Genomic DNA, 25,380 nt, shown 5'->3' with positions numbered 1-25,380 from the left:
TTTAGACTATAATTTAAAGATCTTAAGTCCTTTTCTGAAAAAGGAAATGAAAGTATAACCAATTAAGCTTAAAGGAGGATTAAATAAGGCTAGAAATTTAGCCTTATTTTTGGGTGGTTGGGGGTTAAAAGGATGAAAATACTGAATTTAGAGAAGATAAATATCCTCTCTAAACTTTTAGAAATGCCTAAATTCAGTATTTTAAAAAGTATTCTTGGATTTTTTTAGGATCATTTGTTTTTGTAAGAGCTAGCATCAAAAGAACTCTAGCTTTTTGTGGATTTAAATCTTCAGCACTGATAAAACCCAATTTCTTATCCGCATCACTCACCGCAACGCGTCCTGCTGCAACCCTTGAACTTACAACAACATCAAGCCCTTGTTTGATGAGTTCTTTTAAAGTATTTTTTTGATCTTCATGTATGCTTCCTGCGCCACTTCCTGCTACAACAATACCTTTGGTTCCATTGTCAAATAAAGCTTTTGCAGCAATAGCGCTACCATCATTTGAGTAAGTATAAAGTATATCTACCTTTGGTAAGCTTGTGAGTTTACTTACATCAAAAGGGCTATTTTTTGTGTGTGCTTTGCTTATGTTATTATAGAAGAAAACTTTTCCATCTACTATATAGCCCAAATCTCCAAAATCAGGAGAAGAAAAAGCATCAACATTTAAACTATGGGTTTTTACCACGCCCCTAGCACTTAAAATTTTATCATTCATAGCCACCATAACGCCTTTATTTTTAGCTTCTTTATCGGCAGCTAATGCTACAGCATTGTAAAGATTTTTTGGGCCATCGGCACTTATAGCAGTTGATGGACGCATAGCACCAACTAAAACTACAGGCTTATCACTTTTAATGGTCAAATTTAAAAAATAAGCGGTTTCTTCCATGGTATCAGTACCGTGAGTAATGACTACACCATCTACACCCTCATCAAAAAGCTTATTGATTTTTTTAGCAAGCTTTAACCAAATTTCATCACGCATATTAGAGCTGTCAATATTTGCTACTTGTTCCCCGCTGATATTAGCCAAATCTTGAATTTGTGGCACTGCTTTGATTAAAACATCTACACCCACAACACCTGCTGTATAGCCTGTAGTAGCCACAGCACTATCAATAGAACCTGCTATAGTTCCGCCCGTTGCCAAAATAGCAATTTTTGGTTTGGCTTCTGCCATACATACTCCTATAGATAAAAATACCCATACACACAAAAGTAACTTTTTCACAAAGCCCCCTTATTTATTAAAATTAAGTTTCATTGATGAAACTTATATAATATTAATACATATTAAATAAAAATTTTATAAATTTTTACAAAATTTCTTTAATAATAAATTGTGGAGTTGCCAATCCTCTAAATTCATTCTTAGAAATACTTCCAAGCAAACTAATATTTTCATACAATTGGGGTTCTTTGTCAAAATTAAAAAATAAAGCTTCTATGGTTTTATTATCTTTTGTGAGTATGAGTTTTAGATGCTTTTCATCTTTTCCTAAAAATTTTTTATTTTTAACATAAAGATTTTCCAAAATAAAAAAAGGACGCGGATTTTTATGCCCAAAAGGCTCGAAAGATTCTAAAATTTCAAGCATTTCAAAATCGATTTCATTAGGATCTAAAATACCTAAAATCTCATCTGTGTCTAAAAATTCGCTTTGAGAAATTTCCATACATTCTTTTTTTATTATGGTTTTAAATTTTTCAAAAGAATCAAGATCTAAACTAAGACCTGCAGCACCCTTATGCCCGCCATAATTACTCAATATGAAATTTGCCTTAGAAATCAAAGCTAAAATATCGATTTTTCCAACACTTCTTGCACTTCCTTTTAAGCGCTGATCGTTTTGTGAAAATACAAAAGCGGGTTTATTGAAATGTTTTGCTAAACGGCTTGCTACTATCCCTAAAACTCCCTCATGCCAATTTAAACCCGATACAACAATACAAGAATCATTTTCATCAATTTGACTTAAACTATCTTCAAAAAGCTGTTTTTCCTCATCTTTACGGCTTTCATTAAAGCTAATGATTTGTTCTAAATAAGCCGAAGCTTTATCCAAGTCCTTTGTATGTAAAAATTCATAAGAAATGCTTGCATCATCCATTCTTCCAGCACTATTGATAAGAGGAGCGATTAAAAATCCTATATTATCGAGTGCAAATTTATCTTTTTGATAATATTGCTTAATCGCCTTAAAAGCAACTCTTTTGGATTTGTTAATACACTCAATCCCTCGTCTAACCAAGGCTCTATTTAAATCTCTTAATTCCATCATATCTGCAACAATGGCAATAGCTAGAAGTTCTAAAAATTTACCCATATCGTATTTTAATTTACAAACCTCTTTTAAAGCAGCTATTAAATACCAAGCCACTTGCGCTCCGCAAATTTCAATATCTGGAAAATCACAATCTTTTTGCTTAGGATTGATAATCGCAAAGGCATCGGGTAAAGTATCTTGAGGCATATGATGATCAGTTATAATTAAATCAATATTTTTTTCTTTACAAAGCTTGGCTGCTTCAAAGGCTGCTATACCATTATCCACTGTAATAATCAAATTTACATCAAGTTCATTGATAATTTCAGCATTTAAACCGTATCCATCTTTAAAGCGGTTGGGAATTCTTACTGTATAATCAAAACCTATATCATCAAAAAATTCTGCCATAATAACACAAGAGATAATCCCATCAACATCATAATCACCCACTATAGCGATCTTTTCATTTTTATCTATAGCTTCTTTAATGCGATTTGCCGCCTTGTAAATATCTTTTAAGCAGCAAGGCAAAGGTAAATCGCAAAGTTTGGTATGTAAATCTTTTTCGAAACGAGAAGCTAGAATTTTTCTAATTTCATTTTTATCAATCGTCTTCATAGCTTATAGCCGCCTTGATAAAACCACAAATCACAGGATTTACACGCTCTAATCTTGAGGTAAATTCAGGGTGAAATTGGACAGCTAAAAAGAAAGGATGATTGTTTAACTCCACAGCTTCTATAAGCCCTTCACTCTCTCCACTTACTATCAAGCCCTTATCTTCAAATTCTTTACGATATTTTGGATTGGCTTCATAGCGGTGGCGGTGGCGTTCTTTGATATTTTTTGCATTATTATAAACCTTAGCTAAAAGGGAGTTAGGCTTGACTTTACACTCATAAGATCCCAAACGCATAGTTCCACCTAAAGGTGTTTTAGCAGTACGAATTTGTTTTTTACCGCTCGCATCCATAAATTCATCGATGAGATAAACGATAGGATTGGAACATTTATCATCAAATTCACTCGAATTTGCATCTTCAATTTTTAACACATGTCTAGCAAATTCTACCAATGCAAGCTGCATACCCAAACAAATTCCCAAAAATGGAATTTTATTTTCTCTTGCGTAATTGATAGCCTTTATTTTACCCTCTACTCCGCGGTAACCAAAGCCCCCTGCAACCAAAATTCCACTCACATTTTTAAATGCTTCAGCACTTTCTAAATTTTCAAGCTTTTCACTATCTACCCATTGAAGCTCTACTCTAGTATCAAGCGCTGCACCTGCATGAATGATAGCTTCTGTAAGACTCTTATAGCTTTCTTTTAGATCTACATATTTACCCACAAAAGCGATTTTGACTTCATTACTTGGAGCTATAACTCTTTTTACTAGGATATCCCAGTTTTCCATGTTTGGTTTTAAATTTTTCAAATCCAAAATAGAAGCGATAGGATTTAAAATATCTTGCTTTAAGAAATTTAGTGGAATTTGATAAATACTTGCTGCATCAACACTTTCTATAACGCAATTTTTTTCTACACCGCATGAAATAGCGATTTTATCTTTTAAATCTCTATCTAACGCTTTTTCACTACGGCAAATAATCATATCAGGACTAATGCCTATGCGTCTTAGTTCACCTACGCTGTGTTGGGTTGGTTTGGTTTTTAACTCCCCTGCAGCCTTAATAAAAGGCACTAGGGTTAAATGAATATTCATAGCATTATTTTTACCCACTTCTAAACGCAAAGCACGAATAGCTTCTAAAAACGGCAAGCCCTCGATATCCCCGACAGTTCCACCTATCTCTACGATTAAGATATCCTTGCCTTCTCCTGCTTTTTTAATACGATCTTTAATCTCTCCTACGATATGTGGAATAACTTGGATGGTTTTGCCAAGATATTCTCCGCGTCTTTCTTTTTCAATCACGCTTTGATAAACGCGTCCTGTGGTGAAATTGTTATCTTGCGATAAACTCTCATCCAAAAAACGCTCATAATGCCCTAAATCAAGATCGGTTTCTGCTCCATCATCTGTAACAAAAACTTCTCCATGCTCAAATGGACTCATGGTGCCAGGATCAACATTTATATAAGGATCTGCTTTTAAAATACTTACTTTAAGTCCTGAATTTTTCAATAAAGTTGCAATACTTGCAGCTGCTATTCCTTTGCCTAAGGAGCTTAACACTCCTCCTGTAACAAAAATATATTTGGTTTGTTTATTCATTATTAATAAGCCTTAATTTTTTGTCTAATTATAACTCGATAAAACTTTTTATTTCATTAGAATTTTAAGTAAAAAATGTAAGAATTATAAAAAAATTTATCAAGGAAAATTTATGCAAATCACTTTACTTTTTCATACCCCTCTTTCTGTATGTTCGCATGCAACAAGAACTTGTTGGCAAAGTTTTGATAAAGGAGATTGTGGTGGAGAAAAAGATAAAGAACTCATCGATCGCGTAGGAAATAAATTTAAACATGCCTCAACCTTAGAGCATTTAAATTATACTTTTTATATTCAAGGAATTTCAAGGGCTTGCTTACAAGAAGTTGCTAGACATCGCCATACAAGTCCTAGCGTTAAAAGCACGCGCTACACCCTAAAAGAACTTCGCAATGAGGGTGAATTTAAAATAGGAGATTTTGAAAATGCAAGCCGTTATCTTGTCCTTTGTGGCAATGAAGAAGTTGATAATGCTAGCATTCAAGCTTTAGAAAATTTACGCCTTATTTTACAAAAAAGTATAAGCTTGGATATAGCCAAATACTGCTTACCTGAGAGTTATAAAACCGAACTTACTTTAACAATCAATGCTAGAAGTTTGCAAAATTTTATTTCTTTGCGTAGCTCAAAATCTGCTCTTTGGGAGATTCGAAATTTGGCTAATGCTTTATTTGAAGCCTTGCCACAAGATCATCAATTTATTTTTGAGCATTGTTTGCATAAAGATATTCATTAAATCATACTAATTTTATCTTATTTATAATATTTTTATGGTATCATCCATAAGATCAAGATTTTATGGATATACTTTAAATATATTTCATACTTGATATAGTTTCTTAAAGGACTTTTTATGGATAAACAATTTTTTCAAATGTTTTTAATGTTCTCGCAAATACAAACTGTAGCTATTATTGCTGTGCTTTTTGTAATTTTTTACATTCTTAAAAAAATGCGAGATAAAAAGGTAAATTTCTCCCTTCGTATGCTTTTTGCTCTTTTTATAGGCCTAGGCTTTGGTTTTGCTTTGCAATATCTAGCTCAATTTCCAGATAGCAAAGAAGCAAGTGCTATCATTTGGTACAATGAAGCAAAACATTGGTTTGGTTTTGTAAGCTCTGTTTTTGTAGCTTTTATAAAAATGCTAGTTATTCCGCTTGTGGGTATTTGTATCATTAAAGTGATTATAGAAATTGATAAAAATATAAAAATTTCTTCCTTGCTTAGCATAAGCCTCTTTTGGATACTTTTTAGTACTGCTATAGCTGCTTCTTTGGGTATATTATTGGCTTACAATTTTCAATTAGGTGATAATTTTACTGCTTATGAAGGAACGAGACAAATTCGCGAAATTCAAACTTTTTCAAGTATTATTTTAGGTTTAATTCCTAGCAATATCATTTCTGTTATGAATAAAGAAAATATCATAGCCATTGTAATTTTTGCTTTTTTTGTGGGAATTTGCGCAAAAAAAGTTTCAAAAAAAGAAGAATATGCACAAGCTTTTCAAACTTTTGAAAATTTTGTCTTAGTTTTTTATAATATTATGATGAATATGACGGCTGCAGTGATTCGATTTATGCCTTATGCTGTAGTTTGTATGATGGCAAATGTTTTACTAAGCAATGGTTTTGAAGCAATCAAAACTGCAGGACTTTTTATCATTCTTACCTATATAGCAATGTTTATAATGTTTGGTGTGCATTTTTTATTTCTTGCTTCTCAAGGACTAAATCCTATAAAATACGCAAAAAAAGCTTTTCCTGTATGGCTGTTTGCATTCAGTTCAAGATCTTCTTTAGGGACTTTACCGATGACGACTTCAACTTTGCAAAACAAATTTGGAGTAAATCCTGCCGTGGCTAACTTTGTTGCCTCTATAGGAACAACAACGGGACTTAATGGTTGCGCGGGTTATTTCCCAGCTATGGCAGCAATCTTTGTGGCATTTGCTACACACACGCCTATAGATTTTACTTTTGCTTTGATGATAGTATTAGTAGCGGTTATTGGATCTTTAGGTATTGCTGGAGTTCCTGGAAGTGCAACTATGGCAGCTTCTATTATGCTCGCAGGAATTGGATTTGGGGATAATTTTGTTATGCTTAGCCTTATTTTAGCTATTGATCCTATCATTGATATGGCAAGAACAGCCAGTAATGTTTCAGGGGCTATGACCTCAGCGCTTTGCACTGCAAAAAATTTAAAAGCCATAGATAAAGAAATTTATAATTCTTAAAAAGATTTAAACCTAATATAGGTTTAAATCTTTATTGGCAACCTTCACATTCTATGCTACGATCAGCAATATTTATCTTTTCGCTATCAGGGCTTTCACTTCTTAGATAATAAGTCGATTTTACTCCAAGCTCCCAAGCTAATTGATATATATCATTTAAGTAACCCCCGCTTGCTTTATCGAGTGATAAAAAGATATTTAAACTTTGCCCTTGATCTATCCATTTTCCACGCACTGCTGCAGCTTTAACAAGAATTCTTTGATCAAGTTCGTAAGCTGGGGTATAATATTGCCAAGTTTCAAGACTTAAATTAGGCACTACAACAGGTATCATACCGCTTAAATTTTGCTCAAACCACTTACGCTTATAAACAGGTTCGATAGTTTGTGTTGTTCCTACCAAAATAGAAATTGAAGAAGTAGGAGCAATGGCCATCAAATAACCATTTCTCATACCATCTTCTTTTACTTTTTCCCTAAGCTTATCCCAATCACATTCGCTTTGATTAAACAACCCTTCTCTTAGGGTTAAAGCTTTGGCTTTTTCACTTGCTACATCAATAGGAAAAATCCCCTTACTCCAATTTGATCCTTCAAAATCAGGGTAAGAGCCTTTTTCTATCGCTAAATTTGAGCTTGCATTAATAGCTTCGTAGCTAATTTTTTCCATAATTTCATCAATTTTATTTAAATGCTCATCACTACCCCAATGAATTCTTGCCTCAGCGAGCATTTGTGCCTCACCCATAACGCCAAGTCCTATGGCGCGAGATTTTAAATTGGTATCCTTTACTTTTCTATGAGGGTAAAAGTTTAAATCAATAACATTATCAAGCATACGAATAGCAGTTGGCACCACGCGTTCTATATCTTCTTTAGTATATACTTTGCTAAGATTTATACTGGCTAGATTACAAACTGCAGTTTTTCCATCGCTTTTGTATTTTTCTACGATATAAACCTTGTTTCCATTAAAACTATCAAGCGTTGAAATTTTCTTAGCAGGTTTTTCATATCCTCCATCGATAATAACGCGTTCTTCTTCATCAAAATGTTTTTCATCACCATTTTCAAATACAACTTTGATCTTATAATAATTTGGCTCTGTATTTTGAAAAATTTCTGTACATAAATTTGAACTTCTGATAATCCCTACATGCGCATTTGGATTGGCTTTATTTGCATTATCTTTAAAGCATAAAAAAGGCAAGCCTGTTTCAAAATAATTAAGCAAAATCTTTTTCCAAAGCTCTTTAGCCTCTACTATTTCTTTAGCTATACTTTCATCTTTTTCGTATTCTTCATAACGCTTTTCAAAAGCTTCTCCATATAAATCACACAAATCTTGTGTATCTGCAGGATCAAAAAGAGTCCATTTATCGTTTGCTCTCACTCTTTTCATAAAAAGATCGTTAATCCACAAAGCAGGGAAAAGCTCGTGTGCACGGCGTCTTTCTTCGCCTGAATTTTTACGCAAATCGATAAAATCACTTACATCCATATGCCAAGGTTCGATATAAACAGCGATCGCACCCTTTCTTGTGCCAAGCTGATCTACAGCCACAGCTATATCATTGGTGATTTTTAAAAAAGGAATGATACCTCCTGCGGCATTTTTATGCCCATCTATGCTTCCACCCATTGCGCGAACTTTAGACCAATCCCAGCCTATACCTCCACCAAATTTAGACAATAATGCCATTTCTTGGTAAGAATCAAAAATTCCCTCGATATTGTCAGGAGTTGAGCCTATATAACAAGAGCTAAGCTGATGGCGTGTTGTTCTTGCGTTTGATAAAGTAGGAGTTGCAAGCATGAGTTCAAATTTAGAGATGAGATCATAAAATTTCTTTGCCCATTCTTGAGGATTAAATTCATTCTGTGCTAAAAACATAGCAATAGCCATAAACATTTGCTGAGGAAGCTCTATAGGCATACCCTTGCTATCTTTAATCAAATATCTATCATATAGAGTTTTAATGCCAAGATAAGTAAATTGCATATCGCGTTCAGGCTTAATATAATCATTTAAATCATCTAAATCATATTTTTCTTTAAGCCCAAGTAAAATTCTACCTTCCTTTTCGCCCTTTTCAAAATACTCACGCAAATGATTATAGCGATTCATTCCATTCACTTTTTTATACAAGTCAAACAAAAAAAGTCTAGCTGCGACAAAGGTCCAGTTTGGACAATCAATATCGATTTTATCTACAGCAGTTTTAATCAATGTTTTTTGAATTTCTTCAGTTGAAATTCCATCTCGAAATTGAATTTTAGCATCAAGCTCGAGCTCGCTTAGATTAACGCCTTCTAAATCTTTTATAGCATCAAAGGTGCATTTTTTGATCTTAGAAACGTCTAATTCTTCTGTGCGACCATTTCTTTTAATAACTTTCATTGTATTCCTTGTCCTTATTTAAAAGTTCTTGCAAAGATTGCATCAACATTTTTTGTGTAATAATTATAATCAAAACATTTTCTTATATCCTCTTCACTCAAGCTTTTTCTCAAATCCTCATCAGCTAAAAGTGCAAGTAAAAATAAGCTTTCATTTTTTTCATTGATAGCAGCTTTGCCATTTTGCAAATCAGCCCAAACTTTCATCGCATTTCTTTGGACTATTTTATAAGCTTCTTCACGGCTAATGCCCTTAAATGGAAGCTCTAATAAAACGCGTTGTGAAAATACGAGTCCACCTGTAAGATTTAAATTTTTCATCATATTTTCAGGATAAACCAAAAGCTTATCGATCAAATTTGTAAGACGCATGAGCATAAAATCAGCTGTAACAAAGGCATCAGGCAAGATAAATCTTTCAACACTTGAATGCGATATATCTCTTTCGTGCCATAAAGCTACATTTTCTAAAGCAGGAGTTACAAAGGATCTAAGCACACGGCAAAGCCCTGTGATATTTTCACTTAAAACCGGATTTCTTTTATGTGGCATAGCCGAACTTCCTTTTTGCCCCACGCTAAAATACTCTTCAGCCTCATATACTTCTGTTCTTTGAAAATGTCTTATTGCAACAGCAATTTGCTCGCACGATGAAGCCAAAATCGCAATGGCTGAAATCACTTGTGCGTAACGATCTCTTTGAATAACTTGATTTGAAACAGGTGCAGGTTTAAGGTCTAAATTTTTACATACTTCTTCTTCAAATTCTAAAGGAGCATGAGCAAAATTTCCCATTGCACCACTAATTTTTCCATAACTTATCACTTCTCTTGCATGCTCTAAAAGCTCTTTTGCATGTAAAATTTCATCATACCAAATCGCAAGTACTAAACCAAAAGTGATAGGTTCTCCATGAATTCCGTGACTTCTACCTACCATTAAAGTATTTTTATGTTCCAAAGCGCGTTTTTTAATCACTTCTAAAAGCAAAGAAACATCTTCTAAAATCAAATCCAAACTTTCTTTCATCTGTAAAGCTACAGCGGTGTCGATACAATCAGAACTTGTCATCGCATAATGTACAAAGCGGCTTTCCTCTCCTAAACTTTCACTTACACTTGTAAGAAAAGCAATCACATCATGCTTGGTAGTTTTTTCTATCTCATCAATTCTAGCTATATCAAATTTAGCATTTTTAAGAATTTTTTCACAATCTGTATCATTTATAAGGCCTAGTTTATTCCAAGCTTTTACAGCAGCTAGCTCTACTTTTAGCCATGCATCATATTTTGCTTGCATATCCCATTTTTTGGCCATGATTTCTCTGCTATATCTTTCAACCATCTTTGAAACCTTTTTAGCTATAATTTTTTTAAAAATGAAAATGGAATTTTATCTAAAAAAATTTAGAGAAAGGTTAAGTTTGGCTTACACAAAAATAAAACTATCAAACAATGGAAAAAAGGCGTTTCAAGTCCTTATAGATAATTTGAAAATCAATATAAATGAAGCCCAAAAACTCATAGACAAAAAAAGACTTTTTTGTGATGGAATTTTAGTAGAAGAAAAAAATAAAATCTTAAAAGGCGATGTAGAATTAATAGTCTATGAAAACAATCCCAAGGGAGTAGAAATTGTTTTTGAAAATGAAGATTTTGCGGTACTTGAAAAAGAAAGTGGAATTTTAAGTCATCCTAATGGCAGACACTGCAAATACAGCCTTAGTGATGAAATTTGGCACCTTTGGGGTAAAAAAGCGTGCGTAGCCCATAGGCTTGATAAAGAAACAAGTGGACTCATACTCGTAGCCAAACACAAAAAAGCACAAATTGAACTTAAAACTATGTTTGAAAAAAAACAAATTCAAAAAGAATACCTTGCCCTTGCAAGTGGAGAAATTAAAGTAAATTTTATAGTCGATCAAGCGATGGATTTAACAAAAGATTATGATGATGTTAAAACTAGAATGCAAATTTGTGAAAATGGAAAAAAAGCAATCACAGAGTTTGAGGTTTTGAGCTTTTATCCTAAGCTCAATGCTACACTTTTGCTTTGCAAACCACTCACAGGCAGACAACACCAAATTAGAGTGCATTTATTTTATAAAAACCATAAAATTTTAGGCGATCCACTCTATGGCCTTGAAAAAAAAGATATAGAAAAAATTTTAGATGACAAAATGGACATAGAAGAACGCATAAAACTAAGCGGTGCTAAACGCTTGTGTTTGCATTCTTATCGTTTAAAATTTAACTATAACGGAGAAAATTTTGATATTTTTTCAAAAAAGGGTATGGAAAAAATTTTAGCAGCATTTTAAAATAAAGGCGATACTTCATATCTAACAAGCTATCATTTTTAATAAAAATTTTTAAAATAAAAATTTACTTTTTGTTAAAAATTTAGTATAATCAAAAAATAAAAATATAGGATTTTATAAATGAAATTTGTTAATTTTAAATTTAATCAAAAAGCTACTCTAGGGGTGTTTAACTCAAGTGGAAAGGTCGTAAATTTAGCCGATCTTGATATCAATGTTCGTGATATGAATGAATTGATTATAAATTTTGATGAATTTAAACATAAGTTTAAAGATTTAGACTCTAAAACAGCTTATGAAATTCCAAAAGAAGATTATCTAGCTCCTATCATAGAACCTCGACAAGATATCATATGTCTTGGGATCAATTTTTTAGATCATGCCAAAGAATCTGCACAATTTAAAGGCGAAAAATTTGAAGAAAGAGAATATCCTGTATATTTTGGAAAACGCTGCAATCAAGCCACAGCTCCTTTTGGCAGCATATCTTTACATGCTGATGTTACTTCTCAATTAGACTATGAATGCGAGCTTGCTTTCATTTTAAGTAAAGATGCTTATAAAATCAAAGCTGAAGATGCAAAGGATTATATTTTTGGTTATACCATCATCAATGAAATTTCAGCACGAGATCTCCAAAAACGCCACAAGCAATTTTACCGCGCAAAAAGCCTTGAGGGAAGTACTATCATGGGGCCTTATATCACAAGTGTTGATGAGATTGCTTATCCACCTGAACTTCATTTGAAAAGTTATGTCAATAAAGAATTACGACAAAACTCCAATACAAAATTTTTTATTTTTGACATCGGATATGTCTTAGAGGAACTAAGCTCAGGAATGCTCTTAAAAGCCGGTACCATCATATCAATGGGAACCCCAAGCGGTGTAGGAATGGGTTTAAATCCGCCCGTTTTTCTTAAAAAAGGTGATGAAATACGCTGTGTAATAGAAAATTTAGGAGAAATTTGTAATATAATATCATAAACTCTTATTAAAACAATTTTTAATAAGTTCAATCAAAAGGAGAAATTATGGAGTTCTTAGAGCTTTTATTAGTTTTAATCGCCTTGATACTGATTATCAAAAAACCAGAAAAAGAAAATTTGGCTTTTGGTTTGGTAATGGTAGCTTGGCTTTTAATGGTTTTTTTCTATGTTGGCCACAAAACAGGTGCGCTTTTAACGATAATGAATCTGTAAAGAAAGGCTAGAGAATGAACGAAATAAATAAAACAAAAAATTTCTACACTCTTATGTGTTTAGCAGGCTTTTTGATTATTCTTTTGCCTGTAGGGATTGCAAATTTTGTATTTGGTTATATGTTGGGTGATAGCCCATGCACTCTTTGTTGGGGACAAAGAGAAGCGATGATTTTTATCGGAGTTATAGCACTTTTTATCGTGCGTTATGGTATGAAAGGCAAATACCTTGCCGCTCTTTTAATCATGACTGCAGTAGGTCTTTATCAGTCTTTTGCACATTATGGCAATCACGCTCATAGAGATTTAGATCAAGGTTTTGGTTTGGCAGTTTTTGGTATCCATACTTATTTTTGGGCTGAAGTAGTCTTTTGGGCTGTAGTCTTGCTTTTGGGTGTGATGTTTGCTTTTGCTCCTAAATTTGGATCTTTTGACAAAGAATTAAACGGTGAAAAATTTAGAAAATTTACTAAATTTAGCTTCGCAGCAGTTTTAATCAGCACCATCATCGTAGCATCAAATGTTTTCCAAGCCTTTGTTAGCACAGGAATTCCTCCTTATGTAGGACAGGGCGATCCTGTAAGATTTAGCTTAAATCCAAAATACATCATTTGGAGTAAAGAAGGTTGGAATGGTTTATGGCAAAATATTTCTTTCTTAGGAAAGCGTGATGTTAAAGCTCCTGATTATGCTTTTGCACCTGCAAGTGAAAAACTTGGCATAAAATTTGATAATGATATCAACAATGCTCCATTTGCAAAAATCAATGATGAGCTTAAAATCACAAATGAACAAACTATAAATTTTGACAAAGCAATCAATACTCTTGATTATATCAACAATGAATTTGTAGTAAGCTCTAAATGGGATGTGGCTTTCTTAGATAATAATTTTAGCGTTAAAGAAAGTTTTGAGCTTGATCCTTATTTTTCAGCTACTATTGATCCAATCATCGGTATCATACCTTATATGAACGATAAATTCATTCTTATGGGCTCAAACAAATCTTTCTTAAGATTTGCAAAAAATCCTAACGCTAGTGAAGAAGATATCGCTAAACAATACGCTGATTTTGTAAAAGGTAATGATAAATTTAAAGGCCAAGGTGAAGGTTTAGGTCGTGGAAGACTTGATACTGTAAGAGCGAAATTTAACCATGTAGCAAGCATAACAACAGATGATCATTATCTTTATCTTGCAACCGTGCCTAATAACAAAAATTCTAAAAGCTTTGTAATTTCTAAAATTTCTTTAAAAGATCTTGTTCTTTCAGCAGAATTTACTCCAAAAGCAGAGCTTAAAGAGGGTAAAACTTTGGGTGATCTTTATATCACTTCTATGACTTTTAAAGATGGTGAAATTTATGCACTCAGCAAAAACCACAATGTGATTGCCGTAATTGATCCAGTCAAAGAAGAAGTAGTGAAAACTATCGCTTTCCCAAGCTCTATCACTAATGCAAGAAGTATTTTCTTTAAAGATGGAAAAATCAATATTCTTTCTTATCAAGATGGAGCAAACAAGCTTTATACTTTAAACTAAGCTTTAAGTCCTAGTGAAAACTAGGACTTATATTTAATCTTATCTTTAAATCCTGCTTTTTCAAAACCTCTTAAACGAAGCAAACAACTATCGCACTCCCCACAAGCTTCATCTTCACTCTCATAACAAGACCAAGTAAGTTCTAAAGGTACATTTTCTTTTAAGGCTAGTTCTACAATTTTAGCTTTGTTTAGTCTAACAAGCGGAGTTTTTATACAAACTTTGAAATTCTTACTCGTACCTTCATTGATAAATTCTTGTGCCTTTTGTATAAACTCATCAGTACAGTCAGGATAACCACTGCCATCTTCTTCTACCACCCCTATAAAAATACTCTCACAATTTTCCTTTTCAGCCAAAGATCCTGCTATACTTAAGAAAATTCCATTGCGAAAAGGCACATAAGTGATAGGTGGAGTATCGCTTGTACAAAGCTCATTTTTAGGGATGTCTATACTTTTATCGGTTAAGGCATTGCCCCCTATATCTTTGATAAAACTCACATCTAAAATATAAGATTTTTCTACTTTTAAAGCCTTGCAAATTTGCTTAAAACATTCTTTTTCTTTTTCTTGAGTGCGTTGTTCATAGTCAAAATGCAAAGCGATGATTTCATAACCTTCTTTTTTGGCCAGATAAGCACACAAAGTACTATCCATACCGCCACTTATGATACAAAGTGCTTTTTTACTCATTTTTATCCTTAAATTTGCTATAATTTCACAATTTTAACGAAAATTTTTAAATTTAAATTGCAAAAAGGCAAAAGCATGATAAACATAAAACTCATAGAACACATTTTTAAAGCCGCTTCCATCAGTCGTTGGAATGATTATCCAAGAATGGCAAATTTAGTCGAGCTTGATAAACAAGCGCATAAATTTATCATAGCTTATTTCATTGCAAAAATGGAAAAAGATGTGGATATGAAAATTATCATAGAGGGTGGAATTTTTGAGTTTTTAAGTCGTGTTGTGGTAACTGATATACGCCCTGATGTGTATCATGAAATCGTGCGTCAAAAAAAAGCTGAAGTTAATGCTTGGGTTTTAAGCAAAATCGAACCTATGATAGAAGATATAGAAGATGGGGAATTTCTAAAGCGTTTTGAAGCGTATTTAAACGGTAATGCTTATGCTAAAGAAAGACTTATCTTAAAAGCAGCTTCATATTTTGCTACAAGATGGGAATTTAACATAGTTTATCAAACCTCAGCTTTTTTAAATGATATTGATGAGATTAAAAACAAAGTTGAAGAAGAATTAGAAGATTACTATGAGCTTATAGGAGCTAGAAAAATCGCTCTTAATCAAAAAATCGCAAAAATAATTGATTTAAGCGGAAGACTTCGTTTTCAAAAGCGTTGGGCTCAAACCCCGCGCATACCTGAAACTGCTGTTTTAGGACATATGCTTGTAGTGGCGATTTTAGGATATTTTTATTCACTTAAAATCAAAGCTTGCGATAAAAGACTTGAAAACAATTTTTATTGCGCTTTATTTCATGATTTACCTGAATCTTTAACGCGTGATATCATAAGCCCTGTAAAATACGGCATAGACGGACTTCACACTATCATCAATGATTATGAAATGAAACTGATCAATGATAGAATTTTACCCTTTGTGCCTGAAAACCTAAGGGCTGAATTTTCTTATATCTTAGGCATTAGAGAGGGCAGAAGCAATGAAGCAAGTTTTGTCAAAAATGAATTTGAAAATCGCACCTATAAAAATGCTAAAATAGAGCTTTGTAGCGGAAGTTTAAGCTCTTTTAATCAAAACGAATTTGGAGCAATTGATGGCAAGGCTTTAAAATACTGCGATAAAATCGCTGCTTTTATCGAAGCAGGGCTTAGCATAAGCTATGGAGTAAAGTCTAAAGAACTTGAAAACGGTTTTGAAGATATGTTTAGATTTTTCAACGAAAGCCCTACAATCGATGGAGTAAATTTCCTCGAAATTTGTAGAGAATTTAGGGATTATTTTAAAATTTAATCTTATTTTGATTATAAACTCCAAGAACGGAATGAAAGAAACTCTTTCATTCCATATCTAAAACCGCACCCTTGCTAGCATTTGTTACAAGTTTTTGATACATTCTAAGCCATCTGGATTTTACTTCTTTTTGAGGCATTACAAAGTCATTTTTGCGTTTTGTGATTTCTTCATCGCTTAAATTTGCATTGATGGTATAAGCATCTACATCGATTTCTATCTCATCACCATCTTTTAAAAGCCCTATAAGCCCACCCTCAGCAGCTTCAGGAGAAACATGACCTATGCTTAAACCCCTTGTTGCACCGCTAAATCTTCCATCGGTAATCAAAGCCACATCTGCACCAAGCCCCATACCCATGATAAGTGAAGTTGGACTTAACATCTCTTGCATACCTGGGCCACCCTTTGGTCCTTCATAACGAATCACGCAAACATCACCCTTTTGAACCTTACCCTTAATGATGCCTTTGATAGCCTCATCTTGAGAATTAAAACAAACAGCCTTGCCCTTGAATTTTCTCTCTCCTGTAATGCCTGCAGTTTTTACAACACAGCCTTGTTCGGCTAAATTTCCAAATAAAACCGCAAGCCCCCCTACTTTAGAGTAAGCATTATCTACCTTACGAATGATGGTTTCATCTTTGATTTTAGCATTTTTTAAACGATCTTGTAAACTTTCTCCTGTGATGGTTAAGGCATCAAGCTCTAAAATATGTCCTTCTCTGCTTGAAATTTCAGCCATTACAGCACTTACACCCCCTGCTTTATGGATATCATCCATATAAACAGTATTAAGTGATGGAGCGATTTTTGCAATATGTGCAACCTTGCTTGAAATAAAATTTAAATCCTTGATATCAAGCGCAACTCCCGCTTCTCTTGAAATAGCTAGCATATGTAAGATTGTATTTGTGCTTCCACCCATTGCCATATCTACCACCATAGCATTTCTTATAGCTTTTTGGGTGATAATATTTTTGATTTTAAATCTTTCATCTAAAGCGATTTCACAAATTCTTCTTGCAGCCTTTCTTAAAAGCTCTTCTCTTTCTTTACTAAGTGCTAAGATCGTACCATTTCCTTCTAAAGCTATACCCATAGCTTCACATAAAGTATTCATAGAATTTGCAGTAAACATACCCGAGCAAGAGCCTCCACTTGGGCAAGCCGAACATTCTATATCTTTAAATTCTTCTTCGCTGATTTTATTGGCCTCATATGCTCCTACAGCTTCAAAAACTGAACTAAGACTTATTTTTTCACCCTTTTTAGTCACACCCGAACGCATAGGACCACCGCTTACAAAAATAGTCGGTACATTAACCCTTAAAGCACCCATTAGCATACCTGGAGTGATTTTATCACAATTTGGAATACAAATTAAAGCATCTAACTGATGCGCATTCATAACGCTTTCAACTGAATTTGCAATGATTTCACGACTCGGCAAAGAATAAAGCATACCCTCATGACCCATAGCTATGCCATCATCCACGCCTATAGTGTTAAATTCAAAAGGGATACAGCCATTTTTTCGAATTTCATCTTTTATAATTTTTGCATATTCATTTAAAAAATAATGCCCTGGAATAATATCAATATAGCTATTTGCCACACCTATAAAAGGCTTGTCAAAATCCTCATCTTTTAAGCCACATGCTCTAAGTAAAGAGCGGTTGGGTGCTTTTAAATGCCCTTTTTTAATCGCATCACTTCTCACTAAAAACTCCTTAATATTTTTTTAATATTATAACTTAATTTTTATAAAATTTACTTGCAAGAAGTAAGCTTTCTGTGTATAATTTTCATCAATTGACAAAAGTATTTTTTTATAATACAATGCTTTTTGATTATCAAAAAGGAGTACAAAATGAGACAATATGAATCCTATAAATGTCCAAAATGCGGCAATGAAGTAGAAGTTCAAAATGTAGGCGGTGGAAAACTTAGCTGTTGTGGTGTTGAGATGGAGTGTATCACTCAAGATTTAACTGCAATAAATTTGATGAAAGCTTTTGCTGGAGAATCAATGGCTAGAAATAAATACGATTTATTTGCGGATGTAGCTGAAGAAGAAGGATGGCATGCGGTTGCAAGACATTTTAGAGAAGCAGCAGAAAATGAAAAATGGCATGCAAGAGCTGAATTTAAAGCTTATCACGAAATCGTTGATGGCAAACCTTTAGAAGTAACTACAAAAAACCTAGTAACTGCTGCAGAAGGTGAAAACTATGAGCACACAACTATGTATCCAAATTTTGCTAAAATCGCTGAAGATGAGGGTAAAAAAGCTATAGCAAGATTATTTACTGCGATTGGAAAAGTAGAAATAGAACACGAAAGAGAATACCTAGCTCTTAAAAAAATGCTTGAAGAAGAAGAATTCTTTAATAGCGAAGTAGAAGAACTATGGGTTTGTGAGGTTTGTGGACATATCCATCGTGGCAAAAAAGCTCCTGCAGCCTGTCCTTTATGTAAAGCACCTAAAGAATACTTTAAGCGTGAATTTTTAGGCTAAATCCTTGGGCGATTTTTCGCCCTTTCTTAGAGAAAATTTGAAAACTTTATTTGAAGAAAACGAACTTTTAACTCCATTTGATATTAACTTAATCGGCATTGATGAAGCAGGACGAGGTGCCTTAGCAGGTCCTATGATGATGGCAGCTTGTAAACTGCATAAAGATCTTGAGGGGCTTTGTGATTCTAAAAAATTGAGCGAAAAAAGACGCGAAGAACTTTATGAAATTATCATCAAAAATTCAAATTATCTCATACTTGCTTTTTCTTCAGAAAAAATTGATGAAATAGGGCTTAGCGCTTGTTTAAAAATGGGTTTAACACTCATAAAAAAACACTTTAAAACAGAAAATAATTTCTTATACGATGGCAATACAAATTTAGGCATTAGCGGTATAAAAACTCAAATCAAAGCCGATGCCAATATCAAACAAGTAAGTGCAGCAAGCATACTTGCAAAGGTGAGCAAAGATAGGGTAATGAATTTTTTAGCTAAAGATTTTCCTTGCTATGAGTTTGAAAAAAACAAGGCTTATGGGACAAAAGCCCATAAGGAATTGATAGCAAAATTTGGAATTTGCAAGCTTCATCGCAAAAGTTTTAAACTTTTATGACTATTTTGCTAAATTCTCATGTATATTTAAAGCACACTCTATACCGTCTTTTATAGCCCAAACGACTAAAGATTGTCCTTTTCTAGCATCTCCACAAGCAAAGATTTTTTCATGTGTGGTTTGGAAATTCTTTGTTTTGACATTGTTTTTCTCATCCAAACTTACTCCAAAATTACTAGCGATAGCATCTTCACTTCCGCTAAAACCCATAGCCAAAAGTACTAAATCTGCTTTATAGTTTTGATTAGAATTTGGAAGTTCGACATTTATAGCCTTACCTTCTTTGAATTCGCGTTTTAAATCACATGCTTCTACGCTTTCTACTTTGTCTTTACCTAAGAATTTTTTTGTCATTTTTTGATATTCTCTAGGATCTTTGCCATATACAGCAATGGCTTCTTCTAAACCATAATCTGTCGTAAAGATATCAGCTTTTAAAGGCCAAGGATTGCTTTGGCTTCTTTGTAAAGGTCTTTTTGGGCTTCTTTCAAAACGCACTATGGACTTAGCTCCTTGTCTTGTAGCTACAGCGATACAATCAACACTTGTGTCCCCACTTCCTATAACCAAGACATTTTTACCCTTTGCTGTATCAGCACCCTTACCTGTTTTTAGCAAGGTTTTGGTATTTTGCGTTAAGAAATCAAGAGCAAATTCAACGCCCTTTAGTTTTCTACCTTCTATATCAATATCTATAGGCTTGCTCGCTCCTGTGCAAAGTACTAAAGCATCAAATTCTTTTAAAAGTTTAGAAACCTTATCTTTGCTGTCTATATTTTCATTTACCTTAAATTCTATACCGCTTTCTTTGAGTAAATCAACGCGTCTATCAACTATACTTTTATCAAGCTTCATATCAGGAATTCCATACATTAAAAGCCCGCCTACTTTATCGCTTCTTTCAAAAACACTTACCTTGTAGCCAAGTGAATTTAAGGTATTAGCACAAGCAAGTCCAGCAGGCCCACTTCCTATGACGGCGATTTTTTTGCCATTGTATTGTTTAGGTTTATTTGGACTTACTAAATTTTCTTTAAAAGCATTTTCTATGATGGCTAGCTCGTTATTTTTGATACTTACGCTTTTTCCATTAATCGCACACACACAAGAATCCTCACAAGGAGCCGGACAAACACGGCCAGTAAATTCAGGAAAAGGATTGGTAAGATCAAGTCTTTCATAAGCTTCTTTCCATAAAGAACGATAAATAAGATCATTCCATTCAGGGATGAGATTGTTTAAAGGACAGCCTACATCCTTGCCTTCACTCATCACACCCGTATGGCAAAATGCTACCCCACAATCCATACATCGTCCGCCCTGAATTTCTTGTTCTTTCTTGTCTAAAAGCGTTGTAAATTCTTTGAAATTTAAAACTCTTTCTTTAGGAGCAACTTTTTTAAAATCTACCCTTTTAAAATCTAAAAAACCTCTTGCATTTCCCATTTTTACTCCTTATTTTTGTGTGATTTTCAAAAATGCTGCCAAACTTGGATCTTCTTCATCTTTGCAAAGCTCGATCATCTCTAACATTTTTTCATAATCTCTTGGCATAACTTTAAAAAAGTCTTTTTTGTCAAATTTTTCGAGTATGTCCTTAGCCTTTTTAGAATTGGTATAAGCGATATGATTTTCTATCATCGTTTTTAATTCTTTTTCATCCTTAGTGCTAAGATCTTTAATATCCACAAGCTCGGTATTTACATGGGCTTCATTGTGTCTTCCAAAGATATAAACCACACCCCCACTCATACCTGCAGCAAAGTTTGCACCCACATCGCCAAGCACTACGACAAGCCCCCCTGTCATATACTCACAACCATGCACGCCTGTTCCTAAAACTACCGCTTTAGCTCCTGAATTTCTTACGCAAAATCTTTCTCCTGCTATACCATCTAAATACACTTCACCCTCGGTTGCTCCATACAAACAAGCATTTCCTGCGATGATATTTTCTTCAGGTGAAAAAGTGGCTTCATTTGAAATTTTAGCAATGATCTTACCTCCGCTTAAACCTTTACCTAGATAATCATTGCTATCGCCTATAATCTCAAGCTTAATACCCTTTAACAAAAATGCTCCAAAGCTATTGCCTGCATTTCCTATGGCTTTAATTTGTATGCTATCTTCGCTTAAAGCGTCTTTGCCATAAGTTTTTAGAATTTCACTTGAAAGCATAGTAGCAAAAGTACGGCTTTGATTTCCTACCTCTAAAGAAAGTTTGATAGGCTCTTTTTTCTCCACAGCATTTTTACAAAGTGGGAGTAAAATTCTATAATCAATCGTTTTTTCAAGTTTATTGTCTTTATAGTCTTTAAAATGCACAGCGGTTCTGTTATAAGTAGGTAAGGATTTTAAAATTTTATCTAAATTCACTTTACCTGCTTTACCTTCCATAGGTTTTTGACGGAGTTTATCAACTCTTCCTATCATATCATCAAGGCGTTCAAAACCAAGTCTTGCCATATATTCTCTAAGCTCTTCAGCTATAAAATACATGAAATTAACCACATCATCTACTTTGCCTTTAAAACGATCTCTAAGTTCTTTATCTTGAGTGGCAATACCAAAAGGACAAGTATTAAGATGACAAACTCTCATCATCGTACAGCCCATAACAATCAAAGGCGCAGTAGCAAAGCCAAATTCTTCAGCTCCTAAAAGTGCAGCTATAGCTAAATCGCGTCCATTCATCAGCTTTCCATCAGTTTCTAATCTTACTCTATCTCTAAGCTTGTTTAAGATCAAAGTTTGATGCGTTTCAGCTAAGCCTAACTCCCAAGGAATTCCCGCATGCGGTATAGAAGTTCTAGGGCTTGCTCCTGTTCCTCCATCATAACCTGAAACAAGGATTAAATTCGCTCCTGCTTTTGCCACACCTGCAGCAACTGTTCCTATACCATTTTCGCTTACAAGTTTTACTGAAATTTTGGCGTCTTTATTCGCATTTTTTAAATCATAAATGAGTTGAGCCAAATCTTCTATAGAATAAATATCATGATGAGGTGGTGGAGAAATCAGCGTCACACCCGCTGTAGAATGTCTAGCCTTAGCTATCCAAGGATAAACTTTAAAGCCCATTAATTGTCCGCCCTCGCCTGGTTTTGCACCTTGAGCGACTTTGATTTGAATTTCTTTTGCATGACTTAAGTAGTTTAAATCCACCCCAAAACGCCCACTTGCTACTTGTTTGATAGCGGAATTTTTATTGACTCCATCTTTGATTTCATAGCGTTCCTCATCTTCACCGCCCTCGCCTGAATTTGATTTAGCACCTATTTTATTCATAGCCTGTGCTAAACACTCGTGTGCTTCTTTAGAAATAGAACCATAACTCATCGCCCCTGTTCTAAAGCGTTTAACTATACTTTCTACACTTTCAACCTTATCTATACTGATAGCTTCACTAAAATCAAATTCCATCAAAGAACGCAAATTCACTTGTTTTTCATCTACTAAAGCCGAGTATTTTTTAAAGCTTTTATAGTCTTTATTGCGACAAGCTTGCTGAAGATTAAAAATCACAAGTGGATCGATTAAGTGTTCTTCTTTAGCACTTCTAAAACCATGAATTCCTTTAGAATCTAAAGCCTTATGCGTATCGTTAAAAGCATGTTTATGTAAAGCAATGAGTTCTTTTTCAAAATCTTCTAAATCCATACCTTCAATGCGTGAAGTTGTAGAAGTAAAGTATTTATCAATCACCTTAGAGCTTAAGCCCAAACACTCAAAAAGAGCAGAACCATTATAACTTTGTAAAGTAGAAACTCCCATTTTAGAAGCAATTTTTACTATACCACTTGAACTTGCTTTGATAAAATTTTCTACCGCCTTTTCATAACTTAAATTTAAATCTTTATTGGCAATGAGTTTTTGTATACTCTCATAAACCAAATAAGGATTAATAACAGTCGCACCATAACCTAAAAGACATGCAAAATGATGAATTTCTCTAGGTTCACCACTTTCGATGATAAGACTTGTATGTGTTCTTAAATTTTTTCTTACTAGATGATTATGCACTCCAGAAACAGCAAGCAAAGCAGGGATATAAGCGTTTTTTTCATCCACTCCTTTATCGCTTAAAATGATAATAGAAACACCTTTTTTAACCTCATCTTCTATCTTAACGCAAAGTTCATCTAAAGCCTTTTCTAAAGTTTTTTTAGAATAATCATAAAGTATAGAAAATTCTTTAACTTGGAAATTGTTTAAGGCTTTAACCTCGAAAAGCTCTTCATTGCTAATAATAGGCAAAGAAATTTTAACACGCTTTGCATTATTTTCATCTGGTTTTAGCAAATTCCCTTCGCTTCCTAAATATATCCTTGTAGAAGTAACAATCTCTTCTCTTATAGCATCTAAAGGTGGATTAGTCACTTGAGCAAAAAGTTGTTTAAAATAATTATACAAAGGCTGATAAGTCTTAGAAAGAATAGCCAAAGGAGTATCCACACCCATAGCCGCTAAAGCTTCTTTGCCATTTTGTGCCATACTTGCTACACTCATTTTAAGCTCATCATAGCTCCATCCAAAAGCTTTTTGAAGTTTTAAAACCTCATCTTCTTTTAAAAATTTATGTTTATAAACCCCGCTGTGTTGTTTTTCAAGCTCTACTAAATTTTTAAGCCATTGTTTATAAGGCTTCGCATTAGCATAATGCTCTTTGATTTCATTATCAGCTATTACTCTACCTCTTGCAGTATCTACAAGTAAAAGTTTTCCAGGTTCTAGGCGTTTTTTAGCTTTGATATTGTTTTCATCAAGTTTTAAAGCTCCTGTTTCGCTTGAAAGTATGAGCATATCATCTTTTGTAAGATAATATCTTGAAGGACGAAAACCATTTCTATCCAAACTCGCCCCCATAATCACTCCATCAGTAAAAACTATAGCAGCAGGCCCATCCCAAGGCTCCATCAATAAAGAATGATATTCATAAAAAGCACGCTTTTTGCTTTCCATATTTTCATTTTTATGCCAAGGTTCTGGCACCATCATCATAAAAGCTTCTTCTAAAGTACGACCATTTAGAGCTAAAAATTCTAAAGTATTATCAAACATAGCAGAATCACTACTTGGTTTTGCTATGATAGGAAAAATTTCATCTAAATTTTCAAAATATTCGCTCTCCATCAAACCTTCTCTAGCTCTTATGCTATCGACATTTCCTCGTATAGTGTTAATCTCTCCATTATGCACCATATAGCGGTTTGGATGAGCTCTTTCCCAGCTTGGGAAGGTATTAGTCGAAAAACGAGAATGCACCAAAGCAATGGCTGATTTCATATTGACATCTTTAAAATCAAGATAAAAATCACTCAATTGAGTAGAAAGAAGCATTCCTTTATAAACTATAGTGCGTGAAGAAAAGCTTGAAAAATAAAATTTAGGCACATTAATAGCTCTTTTTTCTATAAGACGACGACAAGCATAAAGTACTCTTTCAAATTCAAGTCCTGCATTAACCGTGCTTGGTTTTTTTACAAAAGCTTGTAAAAAATAAGGCATAGCTTTTAAAGCGCTTGCTCCTATATCGCTAGGATTAAAAGGCACTTCTCTAAAACCTAAAAATTCTAAATTTTTATCTTTTAAACCTTGTAAAAATATCGCTTTTGCTTCTTCTTTAGCATCTGCATTAGGCGATAAAAACATTTGAGCTACAGCATAATCACCTTTTTGAGGAAGCTCAAAACCAAGCTCTTGAGTCATGAAAAAATCATGAGGAATTTGAATCAAAATTCCCGCTCCATCACCTGAATTTTCTTCAGCTCCCGCACCGCCTCGGTGTTCAAGATTCATCAAAATTTCTAAAGCGTCACAAATAACCTTATAAGAAGCAATACCGCGTATATTGGCAACTGCGGCAATACCACAGGCATCGTGTTCATTTTTAGGGTGATATAAACCTACGCTTTGATTGTTTTCTAAGATATTTTCCAAATCCATTTTATTCTCCTTATAAGATTGATTTTAAATTTGATAGCTTGTTAAGGATTATAACATATATTTTTTTAATATCGAGATATTTT

18 protein-coding genes are annotated in these 25,380 nt (G+C 33.8%); 9 read left to right on the top strand and 9 right to left on the bottom strand.

The window, feature by feature from the left end; all coding sequences use genetic code 11:
- Positions 1-193: 193 nt before the first annotated feature.
- The 3 genes from KAR67_RS06055 to KAR67_RS06045 all read right to left on the bottom strand — a co-directional run bounded on the left by KAR67_RS06055 (position 194) and on the right by KAR67_RS06045 (position 4,518).
- Positions 194-1,225, bottom strand: coding sequence for a type II asparaginase (locus KAR67_RS06055; RefSeq protein WP_079263971.1), 1,032 nt, complete (start codon positions 1,223-1,225; stop codon positions 194-196).
- 100 nt (positions 1,226-1,325) lie between these two features.
- Entirely contained in the window at positions 1,326-2,897 is a 1,572-nt protein-coding gene (gene recJ, locus KAR67_RS06050) for a single-stranded-DNA-specific exonuclease RecJ (RefSeq protein WP_002779280.1), read from the bottom strand.
- Positions 2,884-4,518: a CTP synthase gene (locus KAR67_RS06045; protein ID WP_002779279.1), complete on the bottom strand. Its 1,635-nt coding sequence runs from the start codon at positions 4,516-4,518 to the stop codon at positions 2,884-2,886. The genes recJ and KAR67_RS06045 overlap by 14 nt, the downstream gene beginning before the upstream one ends.
- A gap of 112 nt (positions 4,519-4,630) precedes the next feature.
- Here KAR67_RS06045 and thyX point away from each other — a divergent pair, with 112 nt between their 5' ends.
- Positions 4,631-5,254 (top strand): FAD-dependent thymidylate synthase, encoded by a 624-nt coding sequence (gene thyX, locus KAR67_RS06040; protein WP_002779278.1) that lies wholly within the window; start codon positions 4,631-4,633, stop codon positions 5,252-5,254.
- Between the two features lie 117 nt (positions 5,255-5,371).
- Positions 5,372-6,757: a cation:dicarboxylase symporter family transporter gene (locus tag KAR67_RS06035; protein ID WP_002779896.1), complete on the top strand. Its 1,386-nt coding sequence runs from the start codon at positions 5,372-5,374 to the stop codon at positions 6,755-6,757.
- 31 nt (positions 6,758-6,788) lie between these two features.
- Here KAR67_RS06035 and KAR67_RS06030 read toward each other — a convergent pair whose 3' ends face one another.
- Positions 6,789-9,158, bottom strand: coding sequence for a ribonucleoside-diphosphate reductase subunit alpha (locus KAR67_RS06030; protein WP_002779276.1), 2,370 nt, complete (start codon positions 9,156-9,158; stop codon positions 6,789-6,791).
- Between the two features lie 14 nt (positions 9,159-9,172).
- Positions 9,173-10,501, bottom strand: coding sequence for an adenylosuccinate lyase (gene purB / locus KAR67_RS06025; protein ID WP_002779897.1), 1,329 nt, complete (start codon positions 10,499-10,501; stop codon positions 9,173-9,175).
- Between the two features lie 79 nt (positions 10,502-10,580).
- Here purB and KAR67_RS06020 point away from each other — a divergent pair, with 79 nt between their 5' ends.
- The 4 genes from KAR67_RS06020 to dsbI all read left to right on the top strand — a co-directional run bounded on the left by KAR67_RS06020 (position 10,581) and on the right by dsbI (position 14,220).
- A complete protein-coding gene (locus tag KAR67_RS06020; protein ID WP_002820948.1) occupies positions 10,581-11,477 on the top strand; it encodes an RluA family pseudouridine synthase in 897 nt (298 codons plus the stop codon).
- A gap of 120 nt (positions 11,478-11,597) precedes the next feature.
- On the top strand, positions 11,598-12,464 hold the full coding sequence (locus KAR67_RS06015; protein WP_002779903.1) for a fumarylacetoacetate hydrolase family protein: 867 nt from the start codon (positions 11,598-11,600) through the stop codon (positions 12,462-12,464).
- Positions 12,465-12,511: 47 nt separating this feature from the next.
- Positions 12,512-12,679, top strand: a complete 168-nt coding sequence (gene dba / locus KAR67_RS06010) for a disulfide bond formation protein Dba (protein ID WP_002779270.1) — start codon at positions 12,512-12,514, stop codon at positions 12,677-12,679.
- Between the two features lie 14 nt (positions 12,680-12,693).
- Complete coding sequence (dsbI, locus tag KAR67_RS06005) at positions 12,694-14,220, top strand: disulfide bond formation protein DsbI (protein WP_162284596.1); 1,527 nt, start codon at positions 12,694-12,696, stop codon at positions 14,218-14,220.
- 20 nt (positions 14,221-14,240) lie between these two features.
- Here the strand turns inward: dsbI and queC are convergent, their stop codons facing one another.
- Positions 14,241-14,915, bottom strand: coding sequence for a 7-cyano-7-deazaguanine synthase QueC (queC, locus tag KAR67_RS06000; RefSeq protein ID WP_002779268.1), 675 nt, complete (start codon positions 14,913-14,915; stop codon positions 14,241-14,243).
- Positions 14,916-14,990: 75 nt separating this feature from the next.
- Here queC and KAR67_RS05995 point away from each other — a divergent pair, with 75 nt between their 5' ends.
- Positions 14,991-16,217, top strand: a complete 1,227-nt coding sequence (locus KAR67_RS05995) for an HD domain-containing protein (protein ID WP_002790482.1) — start codon at positions 14,991-14,993, stop codon at positions 16,215-16,217.
- 46 nt (positions 16,218-16,263) lie between these two features.
- On the opposite strand, the gene ilvD is transcribed toward KAR67_RS05995, so the two are convergent.
- Positions 16,264-17,940, bottom strand: coding sequence for a dihydroxy-acid dehydratase (ilvD, locus tag KAR67_RS05990; RefSeq protein WP_002797287.1), 1,677 nt, complete (start codon positions 17,938-17,940; stop codon positions 16,264-16,266).
- A gap of 150 nt (positions 17,941-18,090) precedes the next feature.
- Here ilvD and KAR67_RS05985 point away from each other — a divergent pair, with 150 nt between their 5' ends.
- Together KAR67_RS05985 and KAR67_RS05980 are read left to right on the top strand one after the other, a co-directional pair.
- Positions 18,091-18,738 (top strand): ferritin family protein, encoded by a 648-nt coding sequence (locus KAR67_RS05985; RefSeq protein ID WP_002779391.1) that lies wholly within the window; start codon positions 18,091-18,093, stop codon positions 18,736-18,738.
- A 37-nt stretch (positions 18,739-18,775) separates the two neighbouring features.
- Positions 18,776-19,351 carry a ribonuclease HII gene (locus KAR67_RS05980; protein WP_002809657.1) on the top strand — a complete coding sequence of 192 codons (576 nt, stop codon included), beginning with the start codon at positions 18,776-18,778 and terminating at the stop codon, positions 19,349-19,351.
- On the opposite strand, the gene KAR67_RS05975 is transcribed toward KAR67_RS05980, so the two are convergent.
- Positions 19,352-20,797, bottom strand: coding sequence for a glutamate synthase subunit beta (locus tag KAR67_RS05975; RefSeq protein WP_004284567.1), 1,446 nt, complete (start codon positions 20,795-20,797; stop codon positions 19,352-19,354). It lies immediately after the preceding gene.
- A gap of 9 nt (positions 20,798-20,806) precedes the next feature.
- On the bottom strand, positions 20,807-25,297 hold the full coding sequence (gene gltB / locus KAR67_RS05970) for a glutamate synthase large subunit (RefSeq protein ID WP_162284597.1): 4,491 nt from the start codon (positions 25,295-25,297) through the stop codon (positions 20,807-20,809).
- Positions 25,298-25,380: the final 83 nt, after the last annotated feature.

Origin of the sequence: Campylobacter sp. JH32 (assembly GCF_017846535.1) — a bacterium.
GTDB classification, from domain to species: domain Bacteria; phylum Campylobacterota; class Campylobacteria; order Campylobacterales; family Campylobacteraceae; genus Campylobacter_D; species Campylobacter_D coli.
This window is presented reverse-complemented; position numbering and strand designations above follow the sequence as displayed.

Bases quoted from the DNA above. Each gene is read 5' to 3' on its own strand.
- recJ (WP_002779280.1), bottom strand. From the start codon at position 2,897: ATGAAGACGATTGATAAAAATGAAATTAGAAAAATTCTAGCTTCTCGT.
- KAR67_RS06045 (WP_002779279.1), bottom strand. From the start codon at position 4,518: ATGAATAAACAAACCAAATATATTTTTGTTACAGGAGGAGTGTTAAGC.
- thyX (WP_002779278.1), top strand. From the start codon at position 4,631: ATGCAAATCACTTTACTTTTTCATACCCCTCTTTCTGTATGTTCGCAT.
- KAR67_RS06035 (WP_002779896.1), top strand. From the start codon at position 5,372: ATGGATAAACAATTTTTTCAAATGTTTTTAATGTTCTCGCAAATACAA.
- KAR67_RS06030 (WP_002779276.1), bottom strand. From the start codon at position 9,158: ATGAAAGTTATTAAAAGAAATGGTCGCACAGAAGAATTAGACGTTTCT.
- purB (WP_002779897.1), bottom strand. From the start codon at position 10,501: ATGGTTGAAAGATATAGCAGAGAAATCATGGCCAAAAAATGGGATATG.
- KAR67_RS06015 (WP_002779903.1), top strand. From the start codon at position 11,598: ATGAAATTTGTTAATTTTAAATTTAATCAAAAAGCTACTCTAGGGGTG.
- dba (WP_002779270.1), top strand. From the start codon at position 12,512: ATGGAGTTCTTAGAGCTTTTATTAGTTTTAATCGCCTTGATACTGATT.
- dsbI (WP_162284596.1), top strand. From the start codon at position 12,694: ATGAACGAAATAAATAAAACAAAAAATTTCTACACTCTTATGTGTTTA.
- queC (WP_002779268.1), bottom strand. From the start codon at position 14,915: ATGAGTAAAAAAGCACTTTGTATCATAAGTGGCGGTATGGATAGTACT.
- KAR67_RS05995 (WP_002790482.1), top strand. From the start codon at position 14,991: ATGATAAACATAAAACTCATAGAACACATTTTTAAAGCCGCTTCCATC.
- KAR67_RS05985 (WP_002779391.1), top strand. From the start codon at position 18,091: ATGAGACAATATGAATCCTATAAATGTCCAAAATGCGGCAATGAAGTA.
- KAR67_RS05975 (WP_004284567.1), bottom strand. From the start codon at position 20,797: ATGGGAAATGCAAGAGGTTTTTTAGATTTTAAAAGGGTAGATTTTAAA.
- gltB (WP_162284597.1), bottom strand. From the start codon at position 25,297: ATGGATTTGGAAAATATCTTAGAAAACAATCAAAGCGTAGGTTTATAT.